General features: G+C 71.5%; 26 protein-coding genes. 23 read left to right on the top strand and 3 right to left on the bottom strand.

Annotation, left to right across the window (positions count from 1 at the left end):
- Window positions 1-81 precede the first annotated feature (81 nt).
- The 9 genes from OIE53_RS12225 (at window position 82) to OIE53_RS12185 (ending at window position 8,266) form a co-directional block, all read left to right on the top strand.
- Window positions 82-345, top strand: a complete 264-nt coding sequence (locus OIE53_RS12225; protein WP_013732805.1) for a phosphoribosyl-ATP diphosphatase — start codon at window positions 82-84, stop codon at window positions 343-345.
- 44 nt (window positions 346-389) lie between these two features.
- Window positions 390-1,235 (top strand): ATP phosphoribosyltransferase, encoded by an 846-nt coding sequence (hisG, locus tag OIE53_RS12220; RefSeq protein ID WP_327026719.1) that lies wholly within the window; start codon window positions 390-392, stop codon window positions 1,233-1,235.
- A 73-nt stretch (window positions 1,236-1,308) separates the two neighbouring features.
- Complete coding sequence (locus OIE53_RS12215; protein ID WP_393339883.1) at window positions 1,309-1,839, top strand: PH domain-containing protein; 531 nt, start codon at window positions 1,309-1,311, stop codon at window positions 1,837-1,839.
- Between the two features lie 338 nt (window positions 1,840-2,177).
- Complete coding sequence (gene infC, locus OIE53_RS12210; protein WP_327026718.1) at window positions 2,178-2,834, top strand: translation initiation factor IF-3; 657 nt, start codon at window positions 2,178-2,180, stop codon at window positions 2,832-2,834.
- Window positions 2,835-2,854: 20 nt separating this feature from the next.
- Window positions 2,855-3,049 (top strand): 50S ribosomal protein L35, encoded by a 195-nt coding sequence (gene rpmI, locus OIE53_RS12205; protein ID WP_221085149.1) that lies wholly within the window; start codon window positions 2,855-2,857, stop codon window positions 3,047-3,049.
- A 32-nt stretch (window positions 3,050-3,081) separates the two neighbouring features.
- A complete protein-coding gene (gene rplT / locus OIE53_RS12200; RefSeq protein WP_327026717.1) occupies window positions 3,082-3,474 on the top strand; it encodes a 50S ribosomal protein L20 in 393 nt (130 codons plus the stop codon).
- Between the two features lie 70 nt (window positions 3,475-3,544).
- Complete coding sequence (locus tag OIE53_RS12195; protein WP_327026716.1) at window positions 3,545-4,342, top strand: TrmH family RNA methyltransferase; 798 nt, start codon at window positions 3,545-3,547, stop codon at window positions 4,340-4,342.
- A gap of 211 nt (window positions 4,343-4,553) precedes the next feature.
- Window positions 4,554-5,621, top strand: coding sequence for a phenylalanine--tRNA ligase subunit alpha (gene pheS / locus OIE53_RS12190; RefSeq protein WP_327026715.1), 1,068 nt, complete (start codon window positions 4,554-4,556; stop codon window positions 5,619-5,621).
- A gap of 38 nt (window positions 5,622-5,659) precedes the next feature.
- Window positions 5,660-8,266, top strand: a complete 2,607-nt coding sequence (locus tag OIE53_RS12185) for a phenylalanine--tRNA ligase subunit beta (protein WP_327026714.1) — start codon at window positions 5,660-5,662, stop codon at window positions 8,264-8,266.
- Window positions 8,267-8,318: 52 nt separating this feature from the next.
- On the opposite strand, the gene OIE53_RS12180 is transcribed toward OIE53_RS12185, so the two are convergent.
- Window positions 8,319-9,203 (bottom strand): Crp/Fnr family transcriptional regulator, encoded by an 885-nt coding sequence (locus tag OIE53_RS12180; RefSeq protein ID WP_327026713.1) that lies wholly within the window; start codon window positions 9,201-9,203, stop codon window positions 8,319-8,321.
- A gap of 166 nt (window positions 9,204-9,369) precedes the next feature.
- Here OIE53_RS12180 and OIE53_RS12175 point away from each other — a divergent pair, with 166 nt between their 5' ends.
- The 13 genes from OIE53_RS12175 to argH all read left to right on the top strand — a co-directional run bounded on the left by OIE53_RS12175 (window position 9,370) and on the right by argH (window position 23,999).
- A complete protein-coding gene (locus OIE53_RS12175) occupies window positions 9,370-10,242 on the top strand; it encodes a hypothetical protein (protein ID WP_327026712.1) in 873 nt (290 codons plus the stop codon).
- Entirely contained in the window at window positions 10,239-12,506 is a 2,268-nt protein-coding gene (locus OIE53_RS12170; RefSeq protein WP_327026711.1) for a hypothetical protein, read from the top strand. Before OIE53_RS12175 ends, OIE53_RS12170 begins: the two co-directional genes overlap by 4 nt.
- Window positions 12,506-13,336 carry a hypothetical protein gene (locus OIE53_RS12165; protein WP_327026710.1) on the top strand — a complete coding sequence of 277 codons (831 nt, stop codon included), beginning with the start codon at window positions 12,506-12,508 and terminating at the stop codon, window positions 13,334-13,336. Before OIE53_RS12170 ends, OIE53_RS12165 begins: the two co-directional genes overlap by 1 nt.
- Window positions 13,337-13,517: 181 nt before the next feature.
- Window positions 13,518-14,720, top strand: coding sequence for a nucleotide sugar dehydrogenase (locus tag OIE53_RS12160; protein ID WP_327026709.1), 1,203 nt, complete (start codon window positions 13,518-13,520; stop codon window positions 14,718-14,720).
- Window positions 14,717-15,496: a glycosyltransferase family 2 protein gene (locus OIE53_RS12155; RefSeq protein WP_327026708.1), complete on the top strand. Its 780-nt coding sequence runs from the start codon at window positions 14,717-14,719 to the stop codon at window positions 15,494-15,496. Before OIE53_RS12160 ends, OIE53_RS12155 begins: the two co-directional genes overlap by 4 nt.
- A gap of 8 nt (window positions 15,497-15,504) precedes the next feature.
- Window positions 15,505-16,530 carry an NAD-dependent epimerase/dehydratase family protein gene (locus tag OIE53_RS12150; protein ID WP_327026707.1) on the top strand — a complete coding sequence of 342 codons (1,026 nt, stop codon included), beginning with the start codon at window positions 15,505-15,507 and terminating at the stop codon, window positions 16,528-16,530.
- 146 nt (window positions 16,531-16,676) lie between these two features.
- Window positions 16,677-17,678 carry an N-acetyl-gamma-glutamyl-phosphate reductase gene (gene argC / locus OIE53_RS12145; RefSeq protein ID WP_327026706.1) on the top strand — a complete coding sequence of 334 codons (1,002 nt, stop codon included), beginning with the start codon at window positions 16,677-16,679 and terminating at the stop codon, window positions 17,676-17,678.
- On the top strand, window positions 17,675-18,847 hold the full coding sequence (argJ, locus tag OIE53_RS12140) for a bifunctional glutamate N-acetyltransferase/amino-acid acetyltransferase ArgJ (protein ID WP_327026705.1): 1,173 nt from the start codon (window positions 17,675-17,677) through the stop codon (window positions 18,845-18,847). Before argC ends, argJ begins: the two co-directional genes overlap by 4 nt.
- Window positions 18,844-19,779, top strand: a complete 936-nt coding sequence (gene argB, locus OIE53_RS12135; RefSeq protein WP_327026704.1) for an acetylglutamate kinase — start codon at window positions 18,844-18,846, stop codon at window positions 19,777-19,779. The genes argJ and argB overlap by 4 nt, the downstream gene beginning before the upstream one ends.
- A complete protein-coding gene (locus tag OIE53_RS12130) occupies window positions 19,776-21,050 on the top strand; it encodes an acetylornithine transaminase (RefSeq protein WP_327026703.1) in 1,275 nt (424 codons plus the stop codon). The genes argB and OIE53_RS12130 overlap by 4 nt, the downstream gene beginning before the upstream one ends.
- Window positions 21,047-21,967, top strand: coding sequence for an ornithine carbamoyltransferase (gene argF / locus OIE53_RS12125; RefSeq protein ID WP_327026702.1), 921 nt, complete (start codon window positions 21,047-21,049; stop codon window positions 21,965-21,967). The genes OIE53_RS12130 and argF overlap by 4 nt, the downstream gene beginning before the upstream one ends.
- 6 nt (window positions 21,968-21,973) lie before the next feature.
- Window positions 21,974-22,489, top strand: a complete 516-nt coding sequence (locus tag OIE53_RS12120) for an arginine repressor (RefSeq protein ID WP_327026701.1) — start codon at window positions 21,974-21,976, stop codon at window positions 22,487-22,489.
- A 46-nt stretch (window positions 22,490-22,535) separates the two neighbouring features.
- A complete protein-coding gene (gene argH / locus OIE53_RS12115; RefSeq protein WP_327027164.1) occupies window positions 22,536-23,999 on the top strand; it encodes an argininosuccinate lyase in 1,464 nt (487 codons plus the stop codon).
- Between the two features lie 145 nt (window positions 24,000-24,144).
- Here argH and OIE53_RS12110 read toward each other — a convergent pair whose 3' ends face one another.
- Together OIE53_RS12110 and OIE53_RS12105 are read right to left on the bottom strand one after the other, a co-directional pair.
- Entirely contained in the window at window positions 24,145-24,561 is a 417-nt protein-coding gene (locus OIE53_RS12110) for a DNA-binding protein (RefSeq protein ID WP_327026700.1), read from the bottom strand.
- 84 nt (window positions 24,562-24,645) lie between these two features.
- Window positions 24,646-25,359: an alpha/beta fold hydrolase gene (locus OIE53_RS12105; RefSeq protein WP_327026699.1), complete on the bottom strand. Its 714-nt coding sequence runs from the start codon at window positions 25,357-25,359 to the stop codon at window positions 24,646-24,648.
- Between the two features lie 329 nt (window positions 25,360-25,688).
- On the opposite strand from OIE53_RS12105, the gene OIE53_RS12100 reads away from it, so the two are divergent.
- Entirely contained in the window at window positions 25,689-26,660 is a 972-nt protein-coding gene (locus OIE53_RS12100) for an alpha/beta fold hydrolase (RefSeq protein ID WP_327026698.1), read from the top strand.
- Window positions 26,661-26,691 lie beyond the last annotated feature (31 nt).

Below are 26,691 nucleotides of genomic sequence, written 5' to 3'. Positions count from 1 at the left end.
AGGGAATACAAGTCCCGCTTACCGGTCACCACCGGACCCGGTGCGTGCCGCCACCCAGGGCGACTGGGAGAATCCGGTTCCGTGAAGACCTTCGAGGAGTTGTTCGCCGAGCTGCAGGCCAAGGCCGCGGCCGGCACCCCCGGCTCGGGCACGGTCGCCGCGCTGGAGAAGGGGGTGCACTTCATCGGCAAGAAGGTGGTCGAGGAGGCCGCCGAGTCGTGGATGGCCGCCGAGCATGAGGGGCCGGAGCGCACCGCGGAGGAGATCTCCCAGCTGCTCTACCAGGTTCAGGTGTTGATGCTCGCCAGCGGGCTGGAGCTCAAGGACGTCTACCGACATCTCTGAGTGCCCGCCATCGACCCTGGACCCGATCGAAGGAGCACTCCGTCATGCTGCGTGTCGCCGTACCCAACAAGGGCGCCCTGGCCTCCTCGGCCGCCGAGATGCTGCGCGAGGCGGGCTACCGCCAGCGCAGCGACCCCAAGGACCTGGTCTGCCGGGACGAGGCCAACGACATCGAATTCTTCTACCTGCGTCCCAAGGACATCGCCACCTACGTCGGCTCCGGTGATCTGGACGTCGGGATCACCGGCCGGGATCTGCTGATCGACTCCGGCGCACCCGCCGAGGAGGTCGTCGACCTGAACTTCGGCCGGGCCACCTTCCGGTTCGCCGCCCGCCCGGACGACGTCGACGACGTACGGGAGTTGGGTGGGCACCGGATCGCCACCGCCTACCCGGGCCTGGTCGAGCGCTACCTGGCCGAGTTGGGGGTCAAGGCCGAGGTGATCCGCCTCGACGGGGCGGTGGAGAACGCCATCCGCCTGGGCGTGGCCGACGTGGTGGCCGACGTGGTGGAGACCGGGGCCACCCTGCGCCAGGCCGGCCTGGTGGTTTTCGGCGAGCCGCTGCTGCGCTCCTCGGCGGTGCTGGTCCGTCGGGCCGGGGCGACCGTGAACCCGCAGGCGGAGCAGTTGCTGCGCCGGCTGCACGGGGTGCTGGTGGCCCGCCGGTACGTGATGCTGGCCTACGACGTGCCGGCCGGTCTGCTGGACCGGGCCAGTTCCCTGACCCCGGGCATCGAGTCGCCGACGGTCTCCCCGCTGCACCGCGAGGGTTGGGTGGCGGTGCAGGCCATGGTGCTCCGCGACGACGTGCACCGGATCATGGACGAGCTCTACGAGCTGGGGGCCCGGGCGATCCTGGTCACCAACATCCACGCCTGCCGGTTGTGAGGCCGGCGTCGGTGCTGGTGTCGCCGCGTGTGGCGCCATCGGTCGGACCGTGGGCGGATGGCAGACTGAGGACATGAGTCAGCGGCGGGATCCAGCGCAGCCCAGTGCCGGCACGGCCGAGCCTCAGCCGGTGACCGGCGGTGAGTCGGTCCGGCTCCGACCCCGGCGCATCCGGGTGGTCTGCTGGGTGTCGGCGGTCGTGCTGGTGGTGGTGTTCTCGTTGATCGCCACCACCCTGACCGGCCCCACCGGCAACGGCTTCGGCACCTTCCAGCGCGGCGACCAGTTCGCCATGATCGGCCTAGGGGTGATCTTCGCCCTCGGTGCCCTGCTGTTCACCCGGCCCCGGGTCGAGGCGGACGCGCGCGGGGTGCGGGTGCGCAACATCATCGGCTCCTACGAGCTGCCCTGGGAGGTCGTGCGGGGGGTCCGGTTCGACCGGGGTGCCCCCTGGGCCGCCCTGGAGCTGTACGACGACGACCTGCTGCCGATGGTGGCCCTCCAGGCCGCCGACAAGCAGCTGGCGGTCGACGGGGTCCGGGCCCTGCGCCGGCTGCACCAGGCCCACCTGGCCACCCTGGCCCAGGGCGCCGCAGGCTCCTGATCCCCTGGTCCCGAGCCGCCGGCCGTGCCGAGTTGGGGCCCCGATGGGCATGGGTGTAGTGTGGTCAAGTCGACCAGGCTGTCTGCGTGAGCGGACGGCCGTGAAAGTGGGGCGCCTGCTCCCACCCGAGTCGCCGACTGCGGCGGCCGGGTCCGGTCACCGGTTCCGGGCACCTTCCGGCTCCGGATGCGCGATCCTGTGATCGTGCCGACCGGTCGAGCGGGCCCTGGCATGTGCCGGGGCCTTCTGCTTTCCGGGCCGGTTCCCGACGGGGACCGCTTGGGTCGGCTACCGATGAAGAACCGACTCGAGGAGGCCCCATCAGCGTCGAACCACGCGTGAACGAGCAGATCCGGGCACGTGAGGTCCGACTGGTCGGCCCCGAGGGTGAGCAGGTGGGCATCGTCCCGCTGGAGCGCGCCCTTCAGCTGGCCGCGGACGTCGATCTGGACCTGGTCGAGGTTGCGCCGATGGCGCGCCCGCCGGTGTGCAAGCTCATGGACTTCGGCAAGTTCAAGTACGAGAGCGCACTCAAGGCGCGCGAAGCGCGGCGTAACCAGCAGCAGACCGTCATCAAGGAGATGAAGCTCCGGCCGAAGATCGATCCGCACGACTACGAGACCAAGAAGGGTCACGTGGTGCGGTTCCTCAAGGCCGGCGACAAGGTCAAGGTGACGATCATGTTCCGCGGTCGCGAGCAGAGTCGCCCGGAGCTGGGTTACCGGCTTCTGCGTAGGCTCGAATCCGAGATCACGGAACTGGGATACGTCGAGTCCGCTCCTAAGCAGGACGGCCGAAACATGATCATGGTTCTCGCTCCGCACCGGGCCGTGAAGGCCTCCGCGGTCGCCGCCACGGCATCGCGTGGTGGAGCCCGGGAGCGGACCGCGGAGGAGCCCGCGGAGGAGCCCGCGGCGGCTGCCGAGCCCGCTGCGGCCGGTGAGAGCGCAGCAGCCGGTGAGACCGGCACGACCGCTGACACCAGCGGCCAGTAACAGGGGAGAAGACGTTCCACATGCCGAAGATGAAGAGCCACACGGGGACGGGTAAGCGGGTCCGGGTGACTGGCAAGGGCAAGCTCATGAAGGAGCAGGCCAACAAGCGCCACCTCCTGGAGAAGAAGCCCTCCACCCGTACCCGCCGGCTGACGGGCGTGGTCGAGGTGGCCAAGGCCGACGTCAAGCGCATCAAGAAGCTGCTCGGCCGCTGACGCGCGCCACCTGAGCCCAAGAAGGAGTTGAGATGGCACGCGTCAAGCGGGCTGTGAACGCCCAGAAGAAGCGCCGTACCCTGCTGGAGACCGCGAGTGGTTACCGCGGTCAGCGCTCCCGGCTGTACCGCAAGGCCAAGGAGCAGGTGCTGCACTCGATGCAGTACGCCTACCGGGACCGTCGCGACCGCAAGGGTGACTTCCGGCAGTTGTGGATCCAGCGGATCAACGCGGGTGCCCGCGCCAACGGGATGACCTACAACCGGCTGATCCAGGGCCTGCGCCTGGCCGGCATCGAGGTCGACCGCAAGATCCTGGCCGACATGGCCGTCAACGACGCCGCCGCCTTCGCGGCGATCGTCGAGTTGGCCCGTGCCGCGGTGCAGGCCGAGGGCATCGGCGGCGCGGCGGCCCAGGCCGCCTGATCCCCGCACGACACCGCGAGGCGTCCCTCGACCAGGGGGGCGCCTCGCGTGTGTGTGGTGAGAGGACACCATGCCCTTCACACCGCGTACCCCCAGGGTGGTCGCCGCCCGCCGACTCCAGCGTCGCCGGGAACGCGAGGCCACCGGCCGTTTCCTGGCCGAGGGGCCCCAGGCGGTCCGCGAGGCCCTGGCCCGCCCCCGGACGGTGGTCGAGGTGTTCGGCACCCCGGCCGCCCTCGATCGGTACGCCGACCTGGCGGCGACCGCCGCCGGCGCCGACGTACCCGTCTCCGAGGTGACCGAGGAGGCCCTGGCGGCGTTGGCCGAGACCGTGGCCCCGCAGGGCCTGGTCGCCGTCTGCCAACACCTGGACGTGCCCCTGGAGACCGCCCTGTCCCGGGCCCCCCGGCTGGTGGCGGTGCTCGCCGGCATCCGGGACCCCGGTAACGCCGGGACGGTGTTGCGCACCGCCGACGCGGCCGGTGCCGCCGCGGTGGTCTTCGCCGGGGAGGCCGTCGACCCGTACAACGGCAAGTGTGTCCGGTCCTCGGCGGGCAGCCTGTTCCATGTCGACGTGGTGCGCGAACGCGACCCGGCGGCGGTGCTGGTAGCCGCCCGGGCGGCCGGTCTCACCGTGCTGGCCGCGACCGGCTACGGCGAGACGGATCTCGATGAGTTGGCCGACGCGGGCCGGCTGGCCGTACCCACCGCCTGGTTGTTCGGTTCCGAGGCGCATGGGCTGCCCGAGGAGCTGATCGCCGCTGCGGACGCCCGGGTCCGGGTGCCGCTGCACGGGCGGGCCGAGAGCCTCAACCTGGCTGCGGCTGCCGCGGTCTGCCTGTACGCTTCGGCGAGAGCCCAGCGCTGAGATGAGATCACGCGCAGAGCACGAGGAGAGCGGCCGGTGATGGTGGACACACCACGGCGTACGTTTAGCCAGCCCGCCGGTGTCGGCGGGCGGCGGGCCTGATCTGCTCTCCGCACCACTCCCACCGGCGGGCTGCGGCGCAGCCGCGCGTCCGTAGACTCGCTTCGCCGCCCCTGAGGGCCGGCACCGCCGTGAGGAGTGCCCGTACGCCATGACCTACCGCAACGATCCGTACGACCCGAAGCAGGTTGCCCTGCTCGACCCGGCCGCCCTGGCCGAGGCCGTGACCGAGGCCGAGAAGGCGTTCGCCGCCGCCGGTGACCCCGACGCCCTGGCCGCCGTGCGTCCGGCGCACCTGGGCGACCGGTCCCCGGTCTCGCTGGCCCGCCGGGAGATCGGGGCCCTGCCGCCGGCCGCAAAGGCCGACGCCGGCAAGCGGGTCAACGAGGCCCGCCGCAGCATCGAGCAGGCCTACGCCGCCCGATCCGAGGTGCTCGACCGCGAGCAGGCGCAGCGGGTCCTGGTCGCCGAGCGGGTCGATGTGACCCTGCCCTACGACCGGCGCCCGCGCGGCTCCCGGCACCCGGTCAGTGTGCTGATGGAACAGATCAGCGACCTGTTCATCGGGATGGGCTACGAGGTGGCCGAGGGGCCCGAGGTCGAGCTGGAGTGGACCAACTTCGACGCCCTCAACATCCCGGTCGACCACCCGGCCCGGGGCCTGATGGACACCTTCCACATCGCACCCGAGCAGTCCGGGCTGGTGCTGCGTACCCACACCTCGCCGGTGCAGGCGCGCACCATGCTCACCCGCAAGCCGCCGATCTACGTGGTGGTACCCGGTCGGGTCTACCGCACCGACGAGCTGGACGCCACCCACTCCCCGGTCTTCCACCAGGTCGAGGGCCTGGTGGTGGACAAGGGCATCACCATGGCCCACCTGCGCGGCACCCTGGACCACTTCGCCCGGGCCATGTTCGGCGAGGGCGCCAAGACCCGGTTCCGGCCGCACTACTTCCCGTTCACCGAGCCGTCGGCGGAGTTCGACGTGTGGTTCCCGGAGCACCGCAAGGGCCCCCAGTGGGTCGAGTGGGGCGGCTGCGGCATGGTCAACCCCCGGGTGCTGCGGGCCTGCGGCATCGACCCGGAGGTCTACTCCGGGTTCGCCTTCGGCATGGGCATCGACCGCACCGTGATGTTCCGACACGGGGTGGGGGACATGCGGGACATGGTCGAGGGCGATGTCCGGTTCACCCGGGCGTTCGGCCACGGGGCGTAGTGCGGGCGCGCGAGTTACGGAGACGGTGGTAACGAGTCATGCGAGTTTCTGTCAGTTGGTTGCGGGAGTACGTAGACCTGCCGGACCTGTCCGCCGCCGACCTGGAGCGGGCCCTGGTCGACCTGGGTATCGAGGTGGAGTCCATCGTGGACCTGTCCACCACGGTCACCGGGCAGTTGGTGGTCGGCCAGGTCCTCGACATCGAGGAGTTGACCGGCTTCAAGAAGCCGATCCGGTTCTGCCGGGTAGACGTGGGTGCCGCCAACGGCACCGGTGAACCGCAGGAGATCGTCTGCGGGGCGCGCAACTTCGCCCCCGGTGACCGGGTCGTGGTGATCCTGCCCGGCGGAGTGCTGCCGGGCGGCTTCGCCATCGGTGCCCGCAAGACCTACGGGCGCAACTCCCACGGCATGATCTGCTCCGCCAAGGAACTGGGCCTGGGCGACGACCACTCCGGCATCCTGGTGCTGCCCGAGCACGTCGTCGCCGCCCCCGGCGACGACGCCCGCCCGGTGGTCGGGCTGGACGACATCGTCGTCGAGGTGGAGATCACCCCGGACCGGGGCTACCAGATGTCCCTGCGCGGGCTGGCCCGCGAACTGGCCCACGCCCTGGGTCTGGACTACTCCGACCGGGGTCGCATCCCCGCGACCCCGGGCACCGCCGCCCCCGCCTACCCGGTCGAGGTACGCGACCCGGTGGGCTGTGACCGGTTCGCGGCCCGGATGGTGCGCGGGGTCGACCCGACGGCACAGACCCCGGAGTGGATGCAGCGGCGGCTCACGGTCGCCGGCATCCGGACCATCTCCCTGCCGGTGGACATCACCAACTACGTGATGCTGGAACTCGGGCAGCCGATGCATGCCTTCGACGCCGACCGGCTGGCCGGGCCCCTGGTGGTGCGCCGGGCGGTGGCGGGGGAGAAGCTGACCACCCTGGACGGGGTGACCCGGGCCCTGGCCCCGGAAGACATGGTCATCTGCGACGCCGGCCTGCCCAACCCGCTCGGCGGCGACGGCGACGGGGTGCCGATCTCGCTGGCCGCCGTGATGGGTGGCGAGACCAGCGAGGTGCTGCCCAGCACGGTCAACGTGCTGTTCGAGGCCGCGCACTGGGATCCGGCGATGGTGGGGCGTACCGCGCGTCGACACAAGCTGTTCAGCGAGGCGGCGAAGCGGTGGGAGCGGGGGGTCGACCCGGCCCTGCCGCTGGTCGCCCTGGACCGGGCGGTCGCCCTGCTCACCGGGTACGCCGGCGGCACCGCCGGGGACGAGGTGCTGGACATCAACCACGTGACCCCCCGGACCCCGGTGACGCTGCCGGTCGACCTGCCCAGCCGGCGGGTCGGGGTGGCGTACCCACCGGCGCGGGTGGTCGCCCTGCTGGAGCAGATCGGCTGCACGGTGGCCCGGGGCACCGACCGGCTGACCGAGGACCCCGGCGAGGTGGGGGTCACCGCCGGGGACACCGTCATGCCCCGTGTCACCGGAGGTGACACCGACGTCCTCAGTGTCACCCCGCCGACCTGGCGGCCCGATCTGACCGACCCGGCCGACCTGGTCGAGGAGGTGGTCCGCCTGGACGGGTACGACAAGGTGCCGTCCCTGCTGCCCACCGCCCCGCCCGGTCGGGGGCTGACCTGGCAGCAGCGCCGCAACCGGGCGGTGTCCCGGGCCCTGGCCGAACGCGGCTACGTCGAGGTGCTGGCGCACCCCTTCGTCGCCACCGACCTGGCCGACCAGTTCGCCCTGCCCGCCGAGGATCCCCGCCGCCAGGCCGTACGGGTGGCCAATCCGCTCTCCGACGAGGAGCCGCTGCTGCGGACCACGCTGCTCGGCCCGCTGCTCGGCATCGTCCGGCGCAACCTCGGCCGGGGCCTGCGGGATCTGGCCCTCTACGAGATCGGGGTGGTGTTCCAGCCCCGCCCCGGCGCCGGTAGCCCGCCGACCATGGGGGTGGACCGGCGGCCCACGGACGCCGAGTTCGCCGCCGCCGACGCGGTCGTGCCGCACCAGCCCCGGCATGTCGCCGTCGTGCTGACCGGCGACATCGAGCCGGCCGGCTGGTGGGGGGCCGGGCGACCGGCCTCCTGGGCGGACGCCGTCCAGGCGGGCCGGGAGGTCCTCGCGGCCGCCGGCATCCCGGCCGACCGGATCGAGGTACGGGCCACCGAGTACGCCCCCTGGCACCCCGGCCGCTGCGCGCAGCTGCTGGTGGACGGGGTGGTCGTCGGTCACGCCGGTGAGCTGCACCCGGCGGTGCTGGCCAACCTGGAACTGCCCCGGCGGACCAGTGCCATGGAGCTGGACCTGGACGCCCTGCCGGCGGCCCCGGTGCTGCCCGCGCCCGGAGTCTCCGGTTTCCCCCCGGCCCTGATCGACGTGGCCCTGGTGGTCGAGGAGACCGTGCCCGCCCAACAGGTCCAGCAGGCCCTCATCGAGGGAGCGGGTGAGCTGCTGGAGTCGGTGCGCCTGTTCGACGTGTACGCCTCGGAGCAGTTGGGGGCCGGCCGCAAGTCGCTGGCCTACAAGCTGACCTTCCGGGCCCCGGACCGCACCCTGACCGTCGAGGAGGCCGTGGCCGCCCGCGACGCCGCGGTGGCCCGGGCCACCGAACGCGTCGGCGCCACCCTCCGCGGCGCCTGAGGTGTAAGGAAGGGCCCCTTCTTAACGCCTCGTGTATAGGAAGGGGCCCTGGTTAACAGTCGTCGGGCGGCAACTGCCCGAGCTGCTGCAGGCGGGGCAGGTCCCGGACGGTCATCCGGCGGTAGTCGGTGTCGACCAGCCCTTCGGTGCGCAGCTCCCGCAGGATCTTCTGCACCGAGGTCTCCGAGGCGCCGCAGATGGACGCCAGCTCCGGCTGGGTGAGGCGTACGTCGATGACGACCCCCTCCGGGGTCTGGCGGCCGTGGGTACGGCACAAGTCGGCGATCACCCGGGCCACCCTGATCTTTACCGGGTAGGAGGAGAAATCGATCCGTCGGCGGTTCGACCAGCGCAACCGGTCGGAGACCATGGCGGCGAGTTCTAGGGCGGCGTCCGGATTGGCCCGGAGGAAGGCGCGGAACCGCTCCGAGGTGATCACGCTGTAGCGGGCCGTGCCGCAGGTGGTGACGGTCGCCGAGCGGGGCCGACCGTTGAGGGCCGACATCTCGCCGACCAGGTCACCGCCGACCCGCAGGGACAGCAGGGCGGTGCGGCCGTCCGGCAGGGCGGCGGTGACCTTGGTCAGACCCTCCTCGATCAGCACCAGGTGGGACTGCTGCTGTCCTTCGTGGATCAGAATCTGACCGGCCGGTACCTCACGGCGTACCCCGAGCCCCAGCAGGGCTTCCCGTACAGACGGGCCCAGCCGTTGCAGGAAGGTGCCGTGGGGCCACTGGGAGTTCGGGTCTGGTTCGCTACGCATCCAGGCTCCTACTCTGCTCAGAAGACGACGGCGCTCGCAGCGTAGCCGGATGGTGGCACTACGCCATACCCGGCGGGACATCGTCATCCCCAGCAGATAGACCAGCAACAGGCCGAAAGTCAGGTGCGGGGCCAGATCCAGCTCCAGCAGTACGTCGATCGGGATGTTCCACATCAGACGAGTGCATCGTGGATCGGGCGACGTAATGCCCGCACGGTACGGGATGACTACTGACGGACATTTCTGTGGATGCCGTACTTCTACGGGGTCTTCGCGGGCCGGCCCCGGTTGTATGTCGCTGATACCCGCCCCTCGCGGGCCGGGTGGGAGGGGGGACGACATGCAACATCCGCAGCGGCGGCTGTTGATCTGTGTGGACATGGAGCGCTACAGCCAGCGCGGCAACCTTCAGCAGTACGACGCCCAACTGGACTTCCATCGGCTGCTGCGGGAGGCGGCCGACGAGGTGGGCATGGATCGGGCCGGTTGGACGACCCAGCAGTCTGGAGACGGTGAACTGGCCGTCCTGCCGACCGAACTGCCCGAGGCACGGGTGATCGGCCGGTTCCTGCCGGAACTGAACCGCCGACTGCGGCGGTACAACGCGGACCGACTTCCGGTGGCCCGCATCCGGCTGCGGGTGGCGGTGCACCAGGGCATGGTGCACCTGGACGGGGCGAACGGGTTTCCGGGCCAGGCGGTCGTCACGGTCAGCCGGCTCTGCGACGCCGCCCCGGTACGGCGGGCCCTGGCCGCCTTCCCCGACGCCGGGATCGCCCTGGTGGTCTCCCCGGACATCTACCGGGACGTGGTGACCCAGTACCCGGAGGAGCTTCGGCCGGGCCGGTTCCGGCGGATCGAGGTGGTGCACGCGGAGAAGGGGTTCCACGAGCCGGGGTGGCTCTGTGTCCTCGGCGAGGACGTCACCTCCTGGCAGGACGAGCCACCCTCCCCGGAGACGACTCAGCCCCACCCGGGAACACCTCCGCCGCCCTTGCCGACAGCTCCACCCGGCCCGCAGACATCTGCCTCGGACCCGGAGACGAACCAGCCGGATCCGGCGGCGGCAGCCCGACCCGAACCCCCGTCGCCGACTGGCGGCATTCGTACCGGGAACATCCGGGTCGAGGGCCAGAATGCCGTGGGACCGGGCGCGATCGCGATCGGCTCGGTCGGTCGTGACGTCGTCCTGCCCCCGGAGGCGGGCCGATGACCGACGAGCCGGTGACCGGTTCCGGCCCGGGCCCCAGCGACCCGACAAACCAGGAGCCCGAGACGGACCAGGAGCCCGAGACGGACCGGAAGGCCGGGACCGACCGGAAGGCCGGGACCGACCGGAAGGCCCAGCCGGATCAGGAGAGGGAGACGGAGACCGACCAGGTCGAGGAGGAGGACGACCGGGAGGATTCCCTCGACTCCGGTGAGGTGCTGCGTCGGCTGGCCGGTCTCTTCGGTGCCGCCCCGATCGATGCCGGCGACATGTACGTGCGGGGGCAGAACGCCACCGGCCACGGGGCCCTGGCCATCGGTACGGTCAATGTCACCGCGGCCACCGAGTCGGTGGACGGGCGCCGGGTCTGGTCCGAGACCCTCAGTGAGACGACCGTGCAGGACCTGGTGCGGGGGTACGCGCCGGCCGGCAGCGACCAGCAACTCGACCATCACCTCAAGCAGCGTCACCTGGTGTGCCTGTCCGGGCCGCCCGGCAGCGGAAGACTCACCTCCGCGCTGGTCGCCTCGGTGAGGCGGCACGGGATCGACGGGGTGAACATCCTCGGGGTCGAGGAGCTGACGGACGTGTTCCGGACGAAGCTGGGCCGGCGTGCGGGCAGCGGCTACGTGCTGCGGCTGTCCGAGGAGGCCGTGGGGGAGTTGGACGGCTACACCCTGATGGGGCTGGCCGAGCGGGCCGCGGCCGCGGGGATGACCCTGTTGCTGGTGGGCGACTTCTCCCGGCGGGTACAGGATCTCGCCGGGCATGTCGTGGAGCATCGACCGGCACCCGCGGCCGAGGTGTTCCGGGCCCGCCTGCGGCGGGACCTGGCCGGGCGGTGCGTCGGCTTCTGCGCGCAGGACTGTGCCGGCGAGTGTGTGGACCAGTACGTCGACGAGGAATGCAGCCGACATCCGCTGCTGTCGGCGTACCTGGCCGGTGGTCCCCGGCCCCGCGAGGTGCTTCCCCTGGTGACGGCCCTGGCGCGGACGGTGCCGCGCGGCAGGTCCCTGACCGAAAGGCTGGCCCAACTGCTGCCCCGGCAGCTTCGGGAGCGGGCCGCGCAGATCCTCGACGTGTCGGCCGACGCCGGTGCCTCCGTGGGCTGGTCCGCCGAGCAGGTACGGGCCTTCCGGCTGTCCTGTGTGGTCTTCGCCGGGCTGCCCACGGTGGAGATCCGGCTGGCGGCCGACCGGCTGGTGCCGGGCCCGCACGGGGCCCAGACCGCGGTACGGCTGCGCGGCATCACCCTGGACGAGGTGCTCGGGCCGACGCTGCGGGCCGCCATGGCGATACCGAACGAGGACTGGGCGACCGGGGGTATCCGGATGCAGTTCGCCCCCGGCACCGAGCAACTGCGTACCGCCGTGCTGGACATGGCCTGGACCGACTGGTGGCTGCCCCGGGTGCTGCTGGACTGGCTGGCGGAGCTGGTGCGGGCCGACGAGCCGGAGGTACGGCAGGCGGCGGCCGCGGCCATCGGCTGGTCGGCCGGTCGGGAGGTGCAGACGGTCCTGGAGGTGGTGCGGAACCTGGCGGGGGAGCGGCGCGCGGGGGTACGGCAGGCGGCCGCGATCATCCTGGTCGCGATCGCGATGCAACCCCGGCTGCGGCAGCGGGTCGGTGTCGAGTTGGACCGCTGGGCCGCCGGCCCGGCGGCCCATCTGCGCGACACGGTGGCCCGCGCCCACGAACTGGGGCTGGCCCGGCTGTGGCCGGAGGCGGCCCTGGGGCAGCTTCGACTGGTAGCCGCCGGGAGGATGCAACGCCGGCACAACTCCGTGGTACGCGGCCTGGTCGAGGTCTACCAGGGCGGAAACGGGGCAGCCCTGGTGAGGGCCCTGGCCCAGTGGGCCGTCTCGACCGACCCGGCCGACCGGGAGGTACGGCTGCACGCCGCGCGGGCGTTGCGGATCCTGGCCGAACGGTGGGCCAGACCACCCCGGGAACACTGGCCGGAACTGCTGGATCTGGCCCGTACCGGGATCATCTCCGTCGACGACCTGGCGACCCTGTGGGCGACGGCGCTGAGCATGCCCGAGACGGCGTACCGGTCCTGGCGGACCCTCGGGTTCTGGCTGGGTCGGGCGGACGGTCAGCCCGAGGTGGCCGCCCACCTGCTGGCGTTGCTGCGGCTGGTGCTGGCCGGTCGGCCTCCGCTGGCCCGTCGGCTGCACCACCAGCTACGGCATGTCTGGCGCTCGGTGCTGCCCGGGTGCGCCCTGCTCAACGACGTCGAAACCCTGATTGCTGAGGATGCCTGATGACCACTGGACCCGCCGGGACCCCCCAGGTGCGACACGGTGTGCCGACGCAGCGACGCCGCTGGTGGCACGCGATCTTTCCGCCGACTGCCGTACCCGCGCCACCGGCCGCCGTGCCACCGCCTGCCGTGGCGCCGGTCCGGGTCACCTTTCGGCAGGAGGTACCCCAGCCCCTCCTGCTGCCGGCGAAGGGTGACGCCTTCGACTTCAACCTGCATGTGGTCTACCTGTGGACCGCGACCGGCATGACCTTCGACGCCTTGGCGCTGCGGGCCCAGGCGCTGCTGCCCTGGGCCTGCGGGATCGTCCGGGAGCGTGCCGTGGACCTGGCCCGGGAGCACGAGCCGCACCGGGCCCATGCCCTGGAACGGGCCCTCAACGACCTGCTGGTTCACCAGCGGTGGCCGCAGGAGGGGAACCTGCCGCACTTCACGGTGCGGATCCGGGTCAGCCCGGACGAGCGGGTGCGGGAACGGTTGCGTCCGTACTGGGAGCAGCGGATCGCGTTGGAGTGCGAACACGAACTGGAGAAGATCCGCACCTGGCAGGCCGACGATCTGACCCGCCGGTGGGCGGCGGTGTTGCAGAACCTTCAGGACGACCCGGTGACCGCGTACGCCGCGCGGCTGACCGGTCAGCAGTTCGCCGAGGTCTTCCACCACTACATCGCCGAACGCCGGGACATCGTCCCCGGGTTGGTGGAGCTGCTGCGGGAGGCGGTCAAGGGCCACGGCGACCTCGGGCTGGGGCCCTCGGAGTACACCCAGGCCTGGGATGTCGCCCTGCGGACCTACGAGCGGCAGCACGGGTTGGCGCGACAGCCGAGGTGAGGTCGAGGGCGGTCCGATCCGCCGCCGGTACGGTGTGGAGTTCGCCGATCGGGGGCGGATCGGCCGAATGGTCAGGACGCTTGGATTATTTGGTTACCCACGAGTCACCTCCGAGGGGTTAGCCTGCTGTGATCCCGATGACCCTTGGGATCACACCCGCCACCCCCACGGGAGCCCCCTCATGTCCGATGAGCCCTCTGCCTCGGTCGACGTCTGCATAGTCGGTGGTTGCGGCCGGGTGGGACTGCCACTGGGCATCGCCTTCGCCGCCCGCGGGCTCTCCGTCGTGTTGTACGACATCAACGCCGAGGCCGTCGCCACGGTCAACTCGGCTACCCTGCCCTTCGCCGAGGCCGGGGCGGCCGAGCCCCTCGCGGAGGCGGTGGCCACCGGCCGGCTGCGGGCCACCACCGACCCGGCCGCGGTCGGCACCTCCGAGCACCTGGTGGTGGTGGTCGGCACCCCGGTCGACGAGCACCTCAACCCGGACCTGGGGGCTGTGCCACGGGCCTTGGAACGCTGCGCGGAGCATCTGCGCGACGGGCAGTTGGTGGTGCTGCGCAGCACCGTCTACCCCGGGGTGACCGCGTTGACCGAGAAGTTGCTGGTCGGCCGGGGAGTGCAGGCGGATGTCGCCTTCTGCCCGGAGCGCATCGCCGAGGGGCACGCGATGACGGAGCTGTTCACCCTCCCGCAGATCGTGGCCGCGCGTACCCCGCAGGCCACGGCCCGGGCGGAGCAGCTGTTCCGGCACCTGACCGACCGGATCGTCACGCTGACCCCGGAGGAGGCGGAGCTGGCGAAGCTGTTCACCAACACCTGGCGGTACATCAAGTTCGCCACCGCCAACCAGTTCTGGATGATGGCCAACGACTTCGGGCTGGACTTCGCCCGGATCCGGCACGCCGTGGCGTACGAGTATCCCCGCGCCGCCGACCTGCCGATGCCCGGGTTCGCGGCCGGGCCGTGCCTGTTCAAGGACACCATGCAGTTGGCCGCCTTCAACCGGAACAACTTCGTGCTCGGCCACTCCGCGATGCTGATCAACGAGGGGCTGCCGTTGTACCTGGTCTCCCGGCTGGAGGACCGGTTCGACCTGGCCAACTCGACCGTGGGCATCCTCGGCATGGCCTTCAAGGGCGGCAGCGACGACCCCCGGGAGAGCCTGGCGTACAAGCTGCGCAAGATCCTGGCGTTGAAGACCCGGGAGACCCTCTGCACCGACCCGTACGTCGTCGACGAGCGCTTCCTCGACCTGGAGGAGGTGCTGCGGCGGGCCGACCTGCTGGTTATCGCCGCCCCGCACGAGCAGTACGCCCGCCTGGACACCGACAAACCGGTGATCGACATGTGGGGCCTGACCGGGCAGGGAGTGCGGGTGTGATCCCCCGGGTCTCGGTGATCGTGCCGGTCTACAACGAGGGCGCGGCGATCGTGCGCTGCCTGGAGCGGATGCTGCGGGAGATGCTGCTGCCGGCCGAGGTGCTCATCGTGCACGACATGCCGGAGGACACCACCGTCCCGTACGTCGAGCAGGCCGCCCGGACGGACCCCCGGGTGCGGGCGGTGCTCAACACCTACGGGCGGGGACCGGCCAACGCCATCCGGTTCGGCATCGACGTGGCGCGGGCCCCGGTCGTGGTGGTGACCATGGCCGACGGCTGTGACGATCCCCGGCAGATCGACGAGCTGGCCCGGCTGGTGGACCGGGGGGTGGTGGTGGCCGCGGCCTCCCGGTACATGCCCGGCGGTCAGCAGGTGGGCGGGCCCCGGCTGAAGCGGATGATGTCCCGCTGGGCGGGGCGCAGCCTCTACACCCTGGCGCGGGTGGGCACCCGGGACGCCACCAACAGCTTCAAGGCGTACGACACCGCCTTCGTCCGGGAGGTCGGCATCGAGTCGCGGACCGGTTTCGAGATCGGGTTGGAGTTGACCGCCAAGGCGACCCGGCTGCGGCTGCCGGTGGCCGAGATCCCGACCATCTGGCTGGACCGGCCCCTCGGGGAGTCCCACTTCGACCTGGGCCGGTTCCTCCCCGGGTACCTGCGCTGGTATCTGTTCGCCTACGGTCGACGGCTGAGCCGGGAGAAGTTGGCCGCCCGGACCCGACCGGCGGCGGTGCAGACCGTCGAGTCCACCGAGTACGAGAAGACCGCATAGGAGCGCACGTGGCTAAGGTCCTGGTAACTGGTTCGGCCGGCTTCATCGGCGGCTATCTGGTCGCGGAGCTGTTGGACCGGGGCCACGAGGTCGTCGGGGTGGACAACTTCTCCAAGTACGGCCCGGTCAGCCACAGCTACGACACCCATCCCCGGTTCCGGTTCGTCGAGGGCGACGCCCGCGACACCGACCTGCTGACCGAGCTGCTCGACGGCTGCGACCATCTGGTGGCCGGGGCGGCGATGATCGGCGGGATCTCCTACTTCCACGCGTACGCCTATGACCTGCTCGCCACCAACGAGCGGATCATGGCCGCGACCTGCGACGCGGCGCTGCGGGCCCACCGGGACGGCAGCCTACGCAAGGTCACCTACCTCTCCTCCTCGATGGTGTACGAGTCGACCGAGCACTGGCCCAGCCGGGAGGGGGACGAGCGGCGCATCCCGCCACCCCTGTCGTCGTACGGGTTCCAGAAGCTGGCGGTGGAGTACTACGCCCGGGCCGCCTGGGAGCAGTACCGGTTGCCGTACACGATCGTGCGGCCCTTCAACTGCGTCGGGGTGGGGGAGGGTCGGGCCCTGGGGCAGGCCGAGGTGCTCTCCGGCAACGTGAAGCTGGCCATGTCCCACGTGGTCCCCGACCTGGTGCAGAAGATCGTCAAGGGGCAGGATCCGCTGCACATCCTCGGTGAGGGCGACCAGGTGCGGCACTACACCTACGGCGGTGACCTGGCCCGGGGCATCGCGCTGGCGATCGAGCACCCGGCGGCCCACAACGAGGACTTCAACCTCTCCACCGCCCGGTCGACCACGGTGCTGGAGTTGGCCGAGCTGATCTGGCACAAGATCAAGGGCCCGGAGGTGCCGTTCCGGTACGTCAGCGACGAACCCTTCCGCTACGACGTCCGCAAGCGGGTGCCGGACACCGCTAAGGCCGCCGAGGTGCTGGGCTTCACCGCAACCACCTCCCTCGACGAGATGCTCGACGAGGTCATCCCCTGGGTCACCCAGGCGGTGGCCGAGGGCCGGCTGTAGGGGGCAAGGAAGGGCCCCCTGTTAACGCCTCCGGTAGAGCAGGGGTCCCTTCTTAACAATAAAGCATTCTCATGCGGCCCACTGCATGAACTTGCAGTGACGAGTCCGCGCTGCTAGCCTCCCTGCATAGTCATACGGAGGTAGGCATGGGAATCCGGGTCGCGGTCGCCGGTGCTAGTGGCTACGCGGGTGGTGAGTTACTCCGCCTGCTCGCCGGGCATCCCGAGTTCGACCTGGTCACCGCCACCGCGCACAGTCAGGTGGGGCAGCCCGTCGACAGCGTGCACCCGCAACTGGTCGGGCTGAATCAGACCTTCGCGGAGACCGTACCGGAGACCCTCGCCGAGGCCGACCTGGTCTTCCTGGCGCTGCCGCACGGCCAGTCCGCCGCCCTGGCCGCCCAGTTGCCCCCCGAGGTCCGGGTGGTGGACCTGGGGGCGGACCACCGCCTCACCGACGGCGCGGCCTGGGCCCGCTACTACGGTGGCCCGCACGCCGGGGCCTGGACCTACGGCCTGCCGGAGCTGCCCGGTCAGGCCGAGCGGATCGCCGCCGCCACCCGGGTGGCGAACACCGGCTGCTACGCCGCCACGATCACCCTGGCGCTGGCGCCGCTGATCGCCGCCGGTGTCGCCGACCCCGCCGACGTGGTGGTCGTCGCGGCCTCCGGCACCTCCGGGGCCGGGCGGGCCGCCAAGACCCACCTGCTGGCCAGCGAGGTGATGGGCGACCTGTCGCCCTACAAGGTCGGCGCCCACCAGCACGTACCGGAGATCAAGCAGGCCACCGGAGCCACCGGCCTGTCCTTCACCCCGGTGCTGGCCCCGATGCCGCGCGGCATCCTGGCCACCGTGACCGCCCGGCCGACCGGCTCGGCCGACCCCCGGGCGGTGCTGGCCCAGGCGTACGCGGACAGCCCCTTCGTCCACCTGCTGACCGAGGGCCGCTGGCCGCACACCGCGGCCACCCTGGGCAGCAACTCCTGCCACCTGCAGGCCACCGTCGACCTCGACTCCGGTCGGTTGATCGTGGTAGCCGCCCTGGACAACCTCGGCAAGGGCGCCGCAGGTCAGGCGGTACAGAACGCCAACCTGATGTTCGGCCTGCCCGAGACCACGGGCCTGTCCCCGCTGGGGGTAACGCCATGACCGTCACCACACCTGCGGGGTTCCGGGCGGCCGGGGTGGCCGCCGGCCTCAAGAGCAGCGGCGCGGCGGACATCGCCGTGGTCGTCAACGACGGCCCGGACACCGGGGTCGCCGGAGTCTTCACCAGCAACCGGGTCAAGGCCGCCCCGGTGGCATGGAGCGAGCAGGTGCTGCACGGCGGGCTGGTCCGGGCGGTGGTGCTCAACTCGGGCGGGGCCAACGCCTGCACCGGCCCGGCCGGCTTCCAGGACACCCACGCCACCGCCGAACACGCCGCCGCCGCGCTGACCGCCCTGCACCCGGACCAGCCGTTCGGGGCGGGCGAGGTGGCGATCTGCTCGACCGGTCTGATCGGCGAGCGGCTGCCGATGGACAAGCTCCTGCCGGGGGTGGGGGCCGCGATCGGGGCCCTGAGCGCCGAGGGCGGGCAGGCCGCCGCCGAGGCGATCATGACCACGGACACCCGACCGAAGACCACGGTGATCTCCGGTGCCGGCTGGACCGTCGGCGGCATGGCCAAGGGCGCCGGCATGCTGGCCCCGGCGATGGCCACCATGCTCTGCGTGCTGACCACGGACGCGGTCGCCGACCCGCCGACCCTGGACGCCGCCTTGCGCGCCGCCACCCGGGTCACCTTCGACCGGATCGACTCCGACGGCTGCATGTCCACCAACGACACCGTCCTGCTGCTGGCCAGCGGCGCCTCCGGGGTCACGCCGAGCGCTGCGGAGTTGACCGCGGCGGTGACCGCGGCCTGCCACGACCTGGCCCAGCAGTTGATCGCCGACGCCGAGGGCGCCACCAAGCAGATCGCCATCGAGGTGGTCGGCGCGGCCGACGAGGACGACGCGGTCGAGGTGGGCCGGTCGGTGGCCCGCAACAACCTGGTGAAGACCGCCCTGTTCGGCAACGACCCGAACTGGGGTCGGATCCTGGCCGCCGTGGGCACCACCGCCGCCGAGTTCGAGCCGGACGGGGTCGACGTGGCCGTCAACGGCATCTGGGTGTGCCGGGGCGGGGCCGCCGCCGAGGACCGGTCGAAGGTCGACCTGACCGGCCGGGACGTCACCATCCGCATCGACCTGCACGCCGGTGCCACCGAGGCGACGGTGTGGACCAACGACCTGTCCCACGCCTACGTGCACGAGAACTCGGCCTACTCGACATGAACCTGAACTCGGACCTGACCCGCGCCCAGGCCAAGGCGGCCACCCTGATCGAGGCGCTGCCCTGGCTGGAGCGCTTCTCCGGCGCGACCGTGGTCGTCAAGTACGGCGGCAACGCCATGATCGACCCGGAGTTGCAGCGGGCCTTCGCCGCCGACATGGTCTTCCTGCGCTACGCCGGTCTCAAGCCGGTAGTGGTGCACGGTGGCGGCCCGCAGATCTCGGCGATGCTCGGGCGGCTGGGCATCGACAGCGAGTTCCGGGGCGGCCTGCGGGTGACCACCCCGGAGGCGATGGACGTGGTCCGGATGGTGCTGGTCGGCCAGGTCGGGCGGGAACTGGTCGGTCTGATCAACTCCCACGGTCCGCTGGCCGTCGGGCTCTCCGGTGAGGACGCCGGGTTGTTCACCGCGGTACGCCGCCCCGCCTACGTCGACGGGCAACCGGTCGACGTAGGGCAGGTCGGCGATGTCGAGTCGGTGAACATCTCCGCGGTGGCCGACCTGATCGCGGCCGGCCGGATTCCGGTGATCTCCACCGTGGCGCCGGACGTCGACGGGGTGCTGCACAACCTCAACGCCGACACCGCCGCCGCCGCCCTGGCGATCGCCCTGCGGGCCCGCAAGCTGGTCATGCTCACCGACGTCCCCGGCCTCTACGCCGACTGGCCGGACACCTCCAGCCTGATCAGCGAAATCACCGTCGAGGAGCTGGCGAAGCTGCTGCCGTCGCTGGAGTCCGGCATGGTGCCCAAGATGGAAGCCTGCCTGCGCGCGGTCTCCGAGGGAGTGCCGGCCGCGCACGTGGTCGACGGCCGGGTCGCCCACTCCACCCTGCTGGAGGTCTTCACCTCGGAAGGCTTTGGAACCATGGTCGTGAACGCCCACAGCGAGCTCGCGGCCCCCTCGACCAAGGAAGGCTCGGTGCCGTCATGACCGCCCTCGCCGACCGGTGGCGCCAGTCCATGATGGACAACTACGGCACCCCACCCCTGGCCCTCGTCTCCGGCTCCGGCGCCGTCGTGGTCGACGACACCGGCCGGGAGTACGTCGACCTGCTCGGCGGCATCGCCGTGAACTCCCTGGGACACGCCCACCCGGCCGTGGTGGCCGCCGTGTCCAAGCAGGTGGCCACCCTCGGGCACGTGTCGAACCTGTTCATCTCCGAGCCGCCGGTGGCCCTGGCCGAGTTGTTGCTGGCCCTGGCCGGTCGGCCCGGCCGGGTCTTCTTCGCCAACTCCGGGGCGGAGGCCAACGAGGCGGCGTTCAAGCTGTCCCGGCGCACCGGCCGCACCCATGTGGTGGCCACCGTGGGCGGCTTCCACGGCCGCACCATGGGCGCCCTGGCCCTGACCGGCCAGCCCGCCAAGGCCGACCCCTTCCGCCCCCTGCCCGGCGAGGTCACCCACGTCCCGTACGGGGATGTGGCCGCCCTGGAGGCGGCCGTCACCGAGGCCACCGCCATGGTGATCCTGGAACCCATCCAGGGCGAGAACGGGGTGGTCGTGCCACCGGCCGGCTACCTGCGCGCCGCCCGGCGGATCACCGCCAGGCACGGCGCCCTGCTGGTGCTCGACGAGGTGCAGACCGGGATCGGGCGCACCGGACACTGGTTCGCCCACCAGGCCGAGGGGGTGGAACCGGACGTGGTGACCCTGGCCAAGGGGCTCGGGGGTGGGCTGCCCATCGGCGCCACCCTGGCCTTCGGCCGGGCTGCCGACCTGCTGTCCCCCGGCTCCCACGGCACCACCTTCGGGGGTAACCCGGTGAGCTGCGCCGCCGCCCTGGCGGTGATCTCCACCATCGCCCAGGAAGGGCTGCTGGACCACGTCAAGCGGGTGGGGGAACGGCTGCGCCGGGGGATCGAGGCCCTCGGGCACCCCCTGATCGGTGGGGTCCGGGGCGCCGGGCTGCTGCTCGGGGTGACCCTGGCCGCCCCGGTGGCATCCGCCGCCGCCGAGGCCCTGCGGACGGCCGGATTCCTGGTCAACCCGGTGCAGCCGGACGTGCTCCGGCTGGCCCCGCCGCTGATCCTCACCGCCGAGCAGGCCGACGCCTTCCTGGCCGCCCTGCCCCTCGCCCTGACCACCGCCGCGGCCGTGGCGCCGGGCGCGACCGACCAGCACCCACGCGGCCCGCTCGCCGTACCGCCCGCTTCGGCCGACCACCCCGGCGCGGATCACACCCCGACGGAGGCCCCCGCATGACCCGGCACTTCCTGCGCGACGACGACCTCACCCCGGCCGAGCAGTCCGCCGTGCTGGATCTGGCGGCCCGGATGAAGGCCGACCGCTTCGCGCACACCCCGCTGGCCGGGCCCCGGGCGGTGGCCGTGCTGTTCGACAAGCAGAGCCTGCGTACCCGGATCTCCTTCGACGTCGGCATCGCCGAACTCGGCGGCCACCCCCTCGTGGTGGACACCCAGGTCACGCACTTCGGTCGGGGCGAGGCCCTGAGCGACGCCGGTCGGGTGCTGTCCCGGTACGTGGCCGCGATCGTGCTGCGTACCCACGGCGACGACCGGATCGCCGAGGTGGCCACCGGCGCCTCCGTACCGGTGATCAACGCCCTGACGGACGGCTTCCACCCCTGCCAACTGCTGGCCGACCTGCTCACCGTGCGGGAGCGGTGCGGCGGCACCGCCGGGCGGACCCTGACCTACCTCGGCGACGCGGCCAACAACATGGCCCACTCCTACCTGCTGGCCGGGGTGACCGCCGGGATGCACGTCCGGGTCGCCGGCCCGGCCGACTTCCAGCCCGCTGGCGAGGTGGTGGCCCGGGCCCGGGAGATCGCCGCCGACACCGGCGGATCGGCGCAGGTGTTCACCGACCCGGTGGCCGCCGTCCGGGACGCCGACGTGATCGCCACCGACACCTGGACCTCGATGGGGCAGGAGAGCGACGGACTGGACCGGATCACCCCGTTCCTGCCGTACCAGGTCAACAAGACCCTGCTGGCCCACGCGGCGCCGGAGGCGATCGTGCTGCACTGCCTGCCGGCGCACCGGGGCGAGGAGATCACCGACGAGGTGCTCGACGGCCCGCAGAGCGCGGTGTTCGACCAGGCGGAGAATCGCCTGCACGCCCAGAAGGCGCTGCTGACCTTCCTGCTGGCAGGGTAAGGCCCTATGACCGCACCCCTGACCCGTGCCGCCCGCCATGCCCGAATCGTCGAACTGATCCGGGACCGGGCGATCCGCTCGCAGACCGAACTCGCCGAACTGCTCGGCGACGAGGGCGTCCAGGTCACCCAGGCCACCCTGTCGCGGGACCTGAAGGAACTCGGCGCCGTCACCGCCCGCGGCGGCGACGGTCGGGCCGTGTACGTGATCCCGGAGGACGGGCACCGCCCGTTGCGCGGCGCGGAGGCGGCCCCGGCCCGGCTGGTACGGCTGCTGCACGAACTGCTCAACGAGGTCGACTCCAGCGGCAACATCGCCGTGCTGCGGACCCCACCGGGGGCCGCCCACTACCTGGCCAGCGCGTTGGACCGGGCTGGCCTGCCGGAGGTCGTCGGCACCATCGCCGGCGACGACACCATCCTCGTCGTGGCCCGGGAGAGCGACGGCGGAGCCGCGCTCGGCGAACGGCTCGCCGGCTGGGCCCGCCGCGACGAGAACGTCGACGGGAGTGGCACACCATGAATGCTCGGTACGCCCGGTTGATTGAGGTGCGATCGTGACCACCAGAATGGGCGGGGTGGACGACAAGACCCTGACCGAGAACAGCGCCGCAGCCAACCGTACGAGCCTGTGGGGTGGCCGGTTCGCCGGTGGCCCCTCGGAGGCCCTAGCCCGGCTGTCGGTGAGCGTCCAGTTCGACTGGCGACTGGCCCCGTACGACATCGCCGGGTCCCGGGCCCACGCCCGGGTGCTGGCCGGCGCGGGCCTGCTCGACCCGGACGAACTGGGCCGCATCCTCGCCGCCCTGGACGACCTGGAGGCCGCCTGCGCCTCCGGTGCCTTCCGGCCGACGGTCGACGACGAGGACGTGCACACCGCGCTGGAACGCGGTCTGCTGGAGCGTCTCGGCAGCCTCGGCGGCAAGCTGCGCGCCGGGCGGTCCCGCAACGACCAGGTCGCCACCGACCTGCGGCTCTACCTGCGTGACCATGCCCGGGGGGTGGCCGCCCGGCTGGTCGAGCTGGCCGAGGCGCTGGTCGAGCAGGCCGAGCGGCACATCGATACGGCCGCGCCGGGCATGACCCACCTCCAGCATGCCCAGCCGGTGACCTTCGGCCACTGGCTGCTGGCCCACGTCCAGCCGCTGCTGCGGGACCTGGAACGGCTGCGCGACTGGGACCACCGGGCTGCGGTCAGCCCGCTCGGTGCCGGGGCGCTCGCCGGTTCGGGCCTGCCGCTGGACCCGGTGGCGGTCTCCAAGGAACTGGGCTTCCGCACGTCCTTCGCCAACTCGATGGACGCGGTCGCCGACCGGGACTTCGTCGCCGAGTTCCTCTTCATCACCGCGATGATCGGGGTGCACCTGTCCCGCCTCGGTGAGGAGGTGGTGCTCTGGACCTCGCAGGAGTTCGGCTGGGTCGAACTGGACGACGCCTTCGCCACCGGCTCCTCGATCATGCCGCAGAAGAAGAACGCGGACATCGCCGAGCTGGCCCGGGGCAAGTCCGGCCGACTGGTCGGCGGGCTGGTCGCCGTGCTGACCATGCTCAAGGGCCTGCCGATGACCTACGACCGGGACATGCAGGAGGACAAGGAGCCGGCCTTCGACGCGGTCGACACCCTGGAACTGCTGCTGCCGGCCCTGGCCGGGATGATCTCCACCATGACGGTACGGGTCGATCGCCTGGTCGCCGCCGCGCCGGTGGGCTTCTCCCTGGCCACCGAGGTGGCCGACTGGCTGGTCCGCAAGGGTGTGCCCTTCCGCGACGCCCACGAGATCACCGGCAAGCTGGTGGCCCTCTGCGCCGCCCGGGACTGCGCCCTGGATGAGGTCTCCGACGCCGACCTGGCCGCCGTCAGCGAGCACCTGGACCCGTCCGTACGCGACGTGCTGTCGGTCCGCTCGGCCCTGGCCGCCCGGATCACCCCCGGCTCCACCGGCCCCGGCCCGGTGGCCGACCAGCTGGCCGCCGCCGCCGACCACCTGGCCACCTGGCGCGAGTGGGCCGCCGAAACCGTCGTCCCCCGCTGACCGGAGTCCTCGCTCCTGCGTGCGGTGCCGGCAACGTCGGGGAAGATGCTGCCTCCAGGTCCAATGGAGACCGCATCTTCCCCGAAGTTGCTGCCCGACGTGTAGACGGTTTGTGGGGTCAGCGGTCTGATCTTTCGTGGGCGATTCAGGTGGCGGTCTGGGCTGGCGGGGTGCGGGCGGTCAGGCGGTCGTGGCGTTGCTTGGCGGCCTGGGCGCTGCCCAGGCCGAGCCCCTGGCCGATCGTCTGCCAGGTCAGGCCCCGGCTGCGGGCCAGTTGGAACAGGCCCGCCTCCATGATGTCGATCTCCGCTCGCAGGTGCGGGAAGAGGGTCAGCGCGGCGAGCAGATCAGCCTCGTCCACCGGCTCCTCGCCCGGTTCCGGCTCGGCCGCCCCGGCAGCCAGTGCCAGGAGCACGGCGATCGCCTCATAGGGGTCGGCGGCGTACGGATTGGTGTGCCGCCGTCGCTGCCGCTCGGTGGCGGCGTGCCGTTCGGTGAGTCGTTGCAGCGCGGCGTAGCTGCGGTGGGCTCGCTCCTCGGACCCGGTGTGGGAGTCGGCCATGCACCGACTTAAACACTTCAACGAAGTGTTGTCAACGCTTCGTTTAAATGCCCGGTCCGACTCTCCGCGCGTCACCCGGCTGGATCAACTGGTGCCGCGGATGGCTTCGATGACGCTCTCGGCGACCTCGCCGGGCTGGGAGACGGACAGGGCGTGGGAGCCGCCCGCGACCTCCCGCTGTCCGCGTGGGTTGGCCCGCTCGGCCATGAACCGGTGTGCGGCGACCGGGATGTTCATGTCGGCGTCGCTGAAGACGAACCAGTTGGGCAGTGACCGCCAGGCGGGGTCGCCGACGAGACCGTCGTCGAGGGCCTGTTCGGTGACCGGCCGTTGGGTTCGGGCCATGAGGGAGGCTTGGTCGGCGGAGACGTCGGCGGCGAACTGTCCGTGGTAGGCGTTCTGGGCGATGGCCACTTCGTTGCCGCCGGAGGACACCGGGTACTGCACCAGGTTGCCGGGCAGGGTGCTGCCGGGGAACTGTCCGGACAGCGACAGTGCGCTTTCGCCGGTGTCCGGGGCCAGGGCGTTGACGTACACCAGGGCCCGCACGGTCGGATTGTCGGCCGCTGCCTGCGTGATCACCATTCCGCCGTACGAGTGGCCGACGAGCACGACCGGGCCGCCGACCCAGCGCATCACGTCCCCCAGGTGCGCGGCGTCCCCGGCGAGGCTGCGCAGCGGGTTGGCCAGGGCCACCGTGTTGTACCCGGCCCCCAGCCGCTCGATCACACCGTTCCAGCTAGCCGACTCGGCGAACGCGCCGTGCACGAAGATGATGGTGGGCTGCTGATCGGACATGCGCACGCTCCCTCACTCCGGGACCCTGTTCACCCTCCGCGGTGACGGTACGCCCGAATACCCGCCAGGTGAGGGTAAAACGCGGGCTGAATAGGGAGCTTTCGCCGAGGGCGATGCGAGAACCTTCCGGGCCGTTTCAGTAACTTTTGGGCACGGCGTAAGGGGAACGGCCGCTTCCTGACCCCTTACGACCAGGAAAATCTGTCGCGTACCCTGACCGCATTCTCGTCGATCTTCGAGTACGATCCCTCTCCACATTGGACATCGGCGTCTGCCGTCTCCTGGTGGTCTCGGGTGTCCAAGGGACATATCGACAGCATGGAGGTTTGGTGAATAGAAGGAATTGGTTGGCGCTGGGTGCCGGTGCGGTTACCGCAGCGGCGATCGTCGACCCGGCTCGGGCGTCAGCGGCGCCCTCTGCTCCGGCTGCTCCGTCCTCGGCGCTCCTGGCGGGCATGCTGCCCGGCTTCAGCAGCCGATACGCCACCGTCAACGGTGTCCGGCTGCACTACGTCATCGGCGGCCGGGGCAAGCCGCTGTTCCTGCTGCACGGCTGGCCGCAGACCTGGTGGGAGTACCACAAGGTGATGCCGGCTCTGGCCACACGCTACCGGGTCATCGCGGTGGACCTGCGCGGCGCGGGTAACTCCGCGAAGCCGCAGGGTGGCTACGACAAGAAGACCATGGCCGCCGACATCGCCGCCCTCGCCGCCCACCTGGGATACGACAAGGTGAACGTGGCCGGGCACGACATGGGCGCCATGGTGGCCTTCAGCCTCGCGGCGAACTCGCCGCAGGTGGTCGACAAGATCGCTCTGCTGGACGTCGCGCACCCCGACCCGAGCTACTACGAGTTCCGGGCACTGCCCGTTCCGGGCATGCCGTTCCACCCCTGGTGGTTCGCGTTCAACCAGGTAGCCCAGTTGCCCGAGCAGCTGCTCGTCGGCCGGGCCCACTACCTGGTCAACTGGATGTTCGACAACCTGCTGGTCAACCAGGCGGCGATCAGCACCTTCGACCGGGCTGTCTACGCCGCGGCCTACAACAACGCGGACGCGATCCGGGGTGGCAACGGCTGGTACCAGGCGCTCCCCCAGGACATCCAGGACGGTGCCGCGTACGCTCCGCTGACCGTGCCGGTCCTGGGCGTCGCGCACGACATGTTCTACCCCAGCTTCGCCGACTCGCTGTCCTCGCGGACGACGGATCTGACGCTGGTACAGATCGACAACACCGGTCACTACTTCGTTGACGAGCAGCCGGCCGTCCTCGTCCAGCACCTTCAGGCGTTCTTCGGCTGATCGGCAGTCGGCGACCCGGCCGAGCATCCGC

It is taken from the genome of Micromonospora sp. NBC_01739 (assembly GCF_035920385.1).
GTDB lineage: Bacteria > Actinomycetota > Actinomycetes > Mycobacteriales > Micromonosporaceae > Micromonospora.
This window is presented reverse-complemented; position numbering and strand designations above follow the sequence as displayed.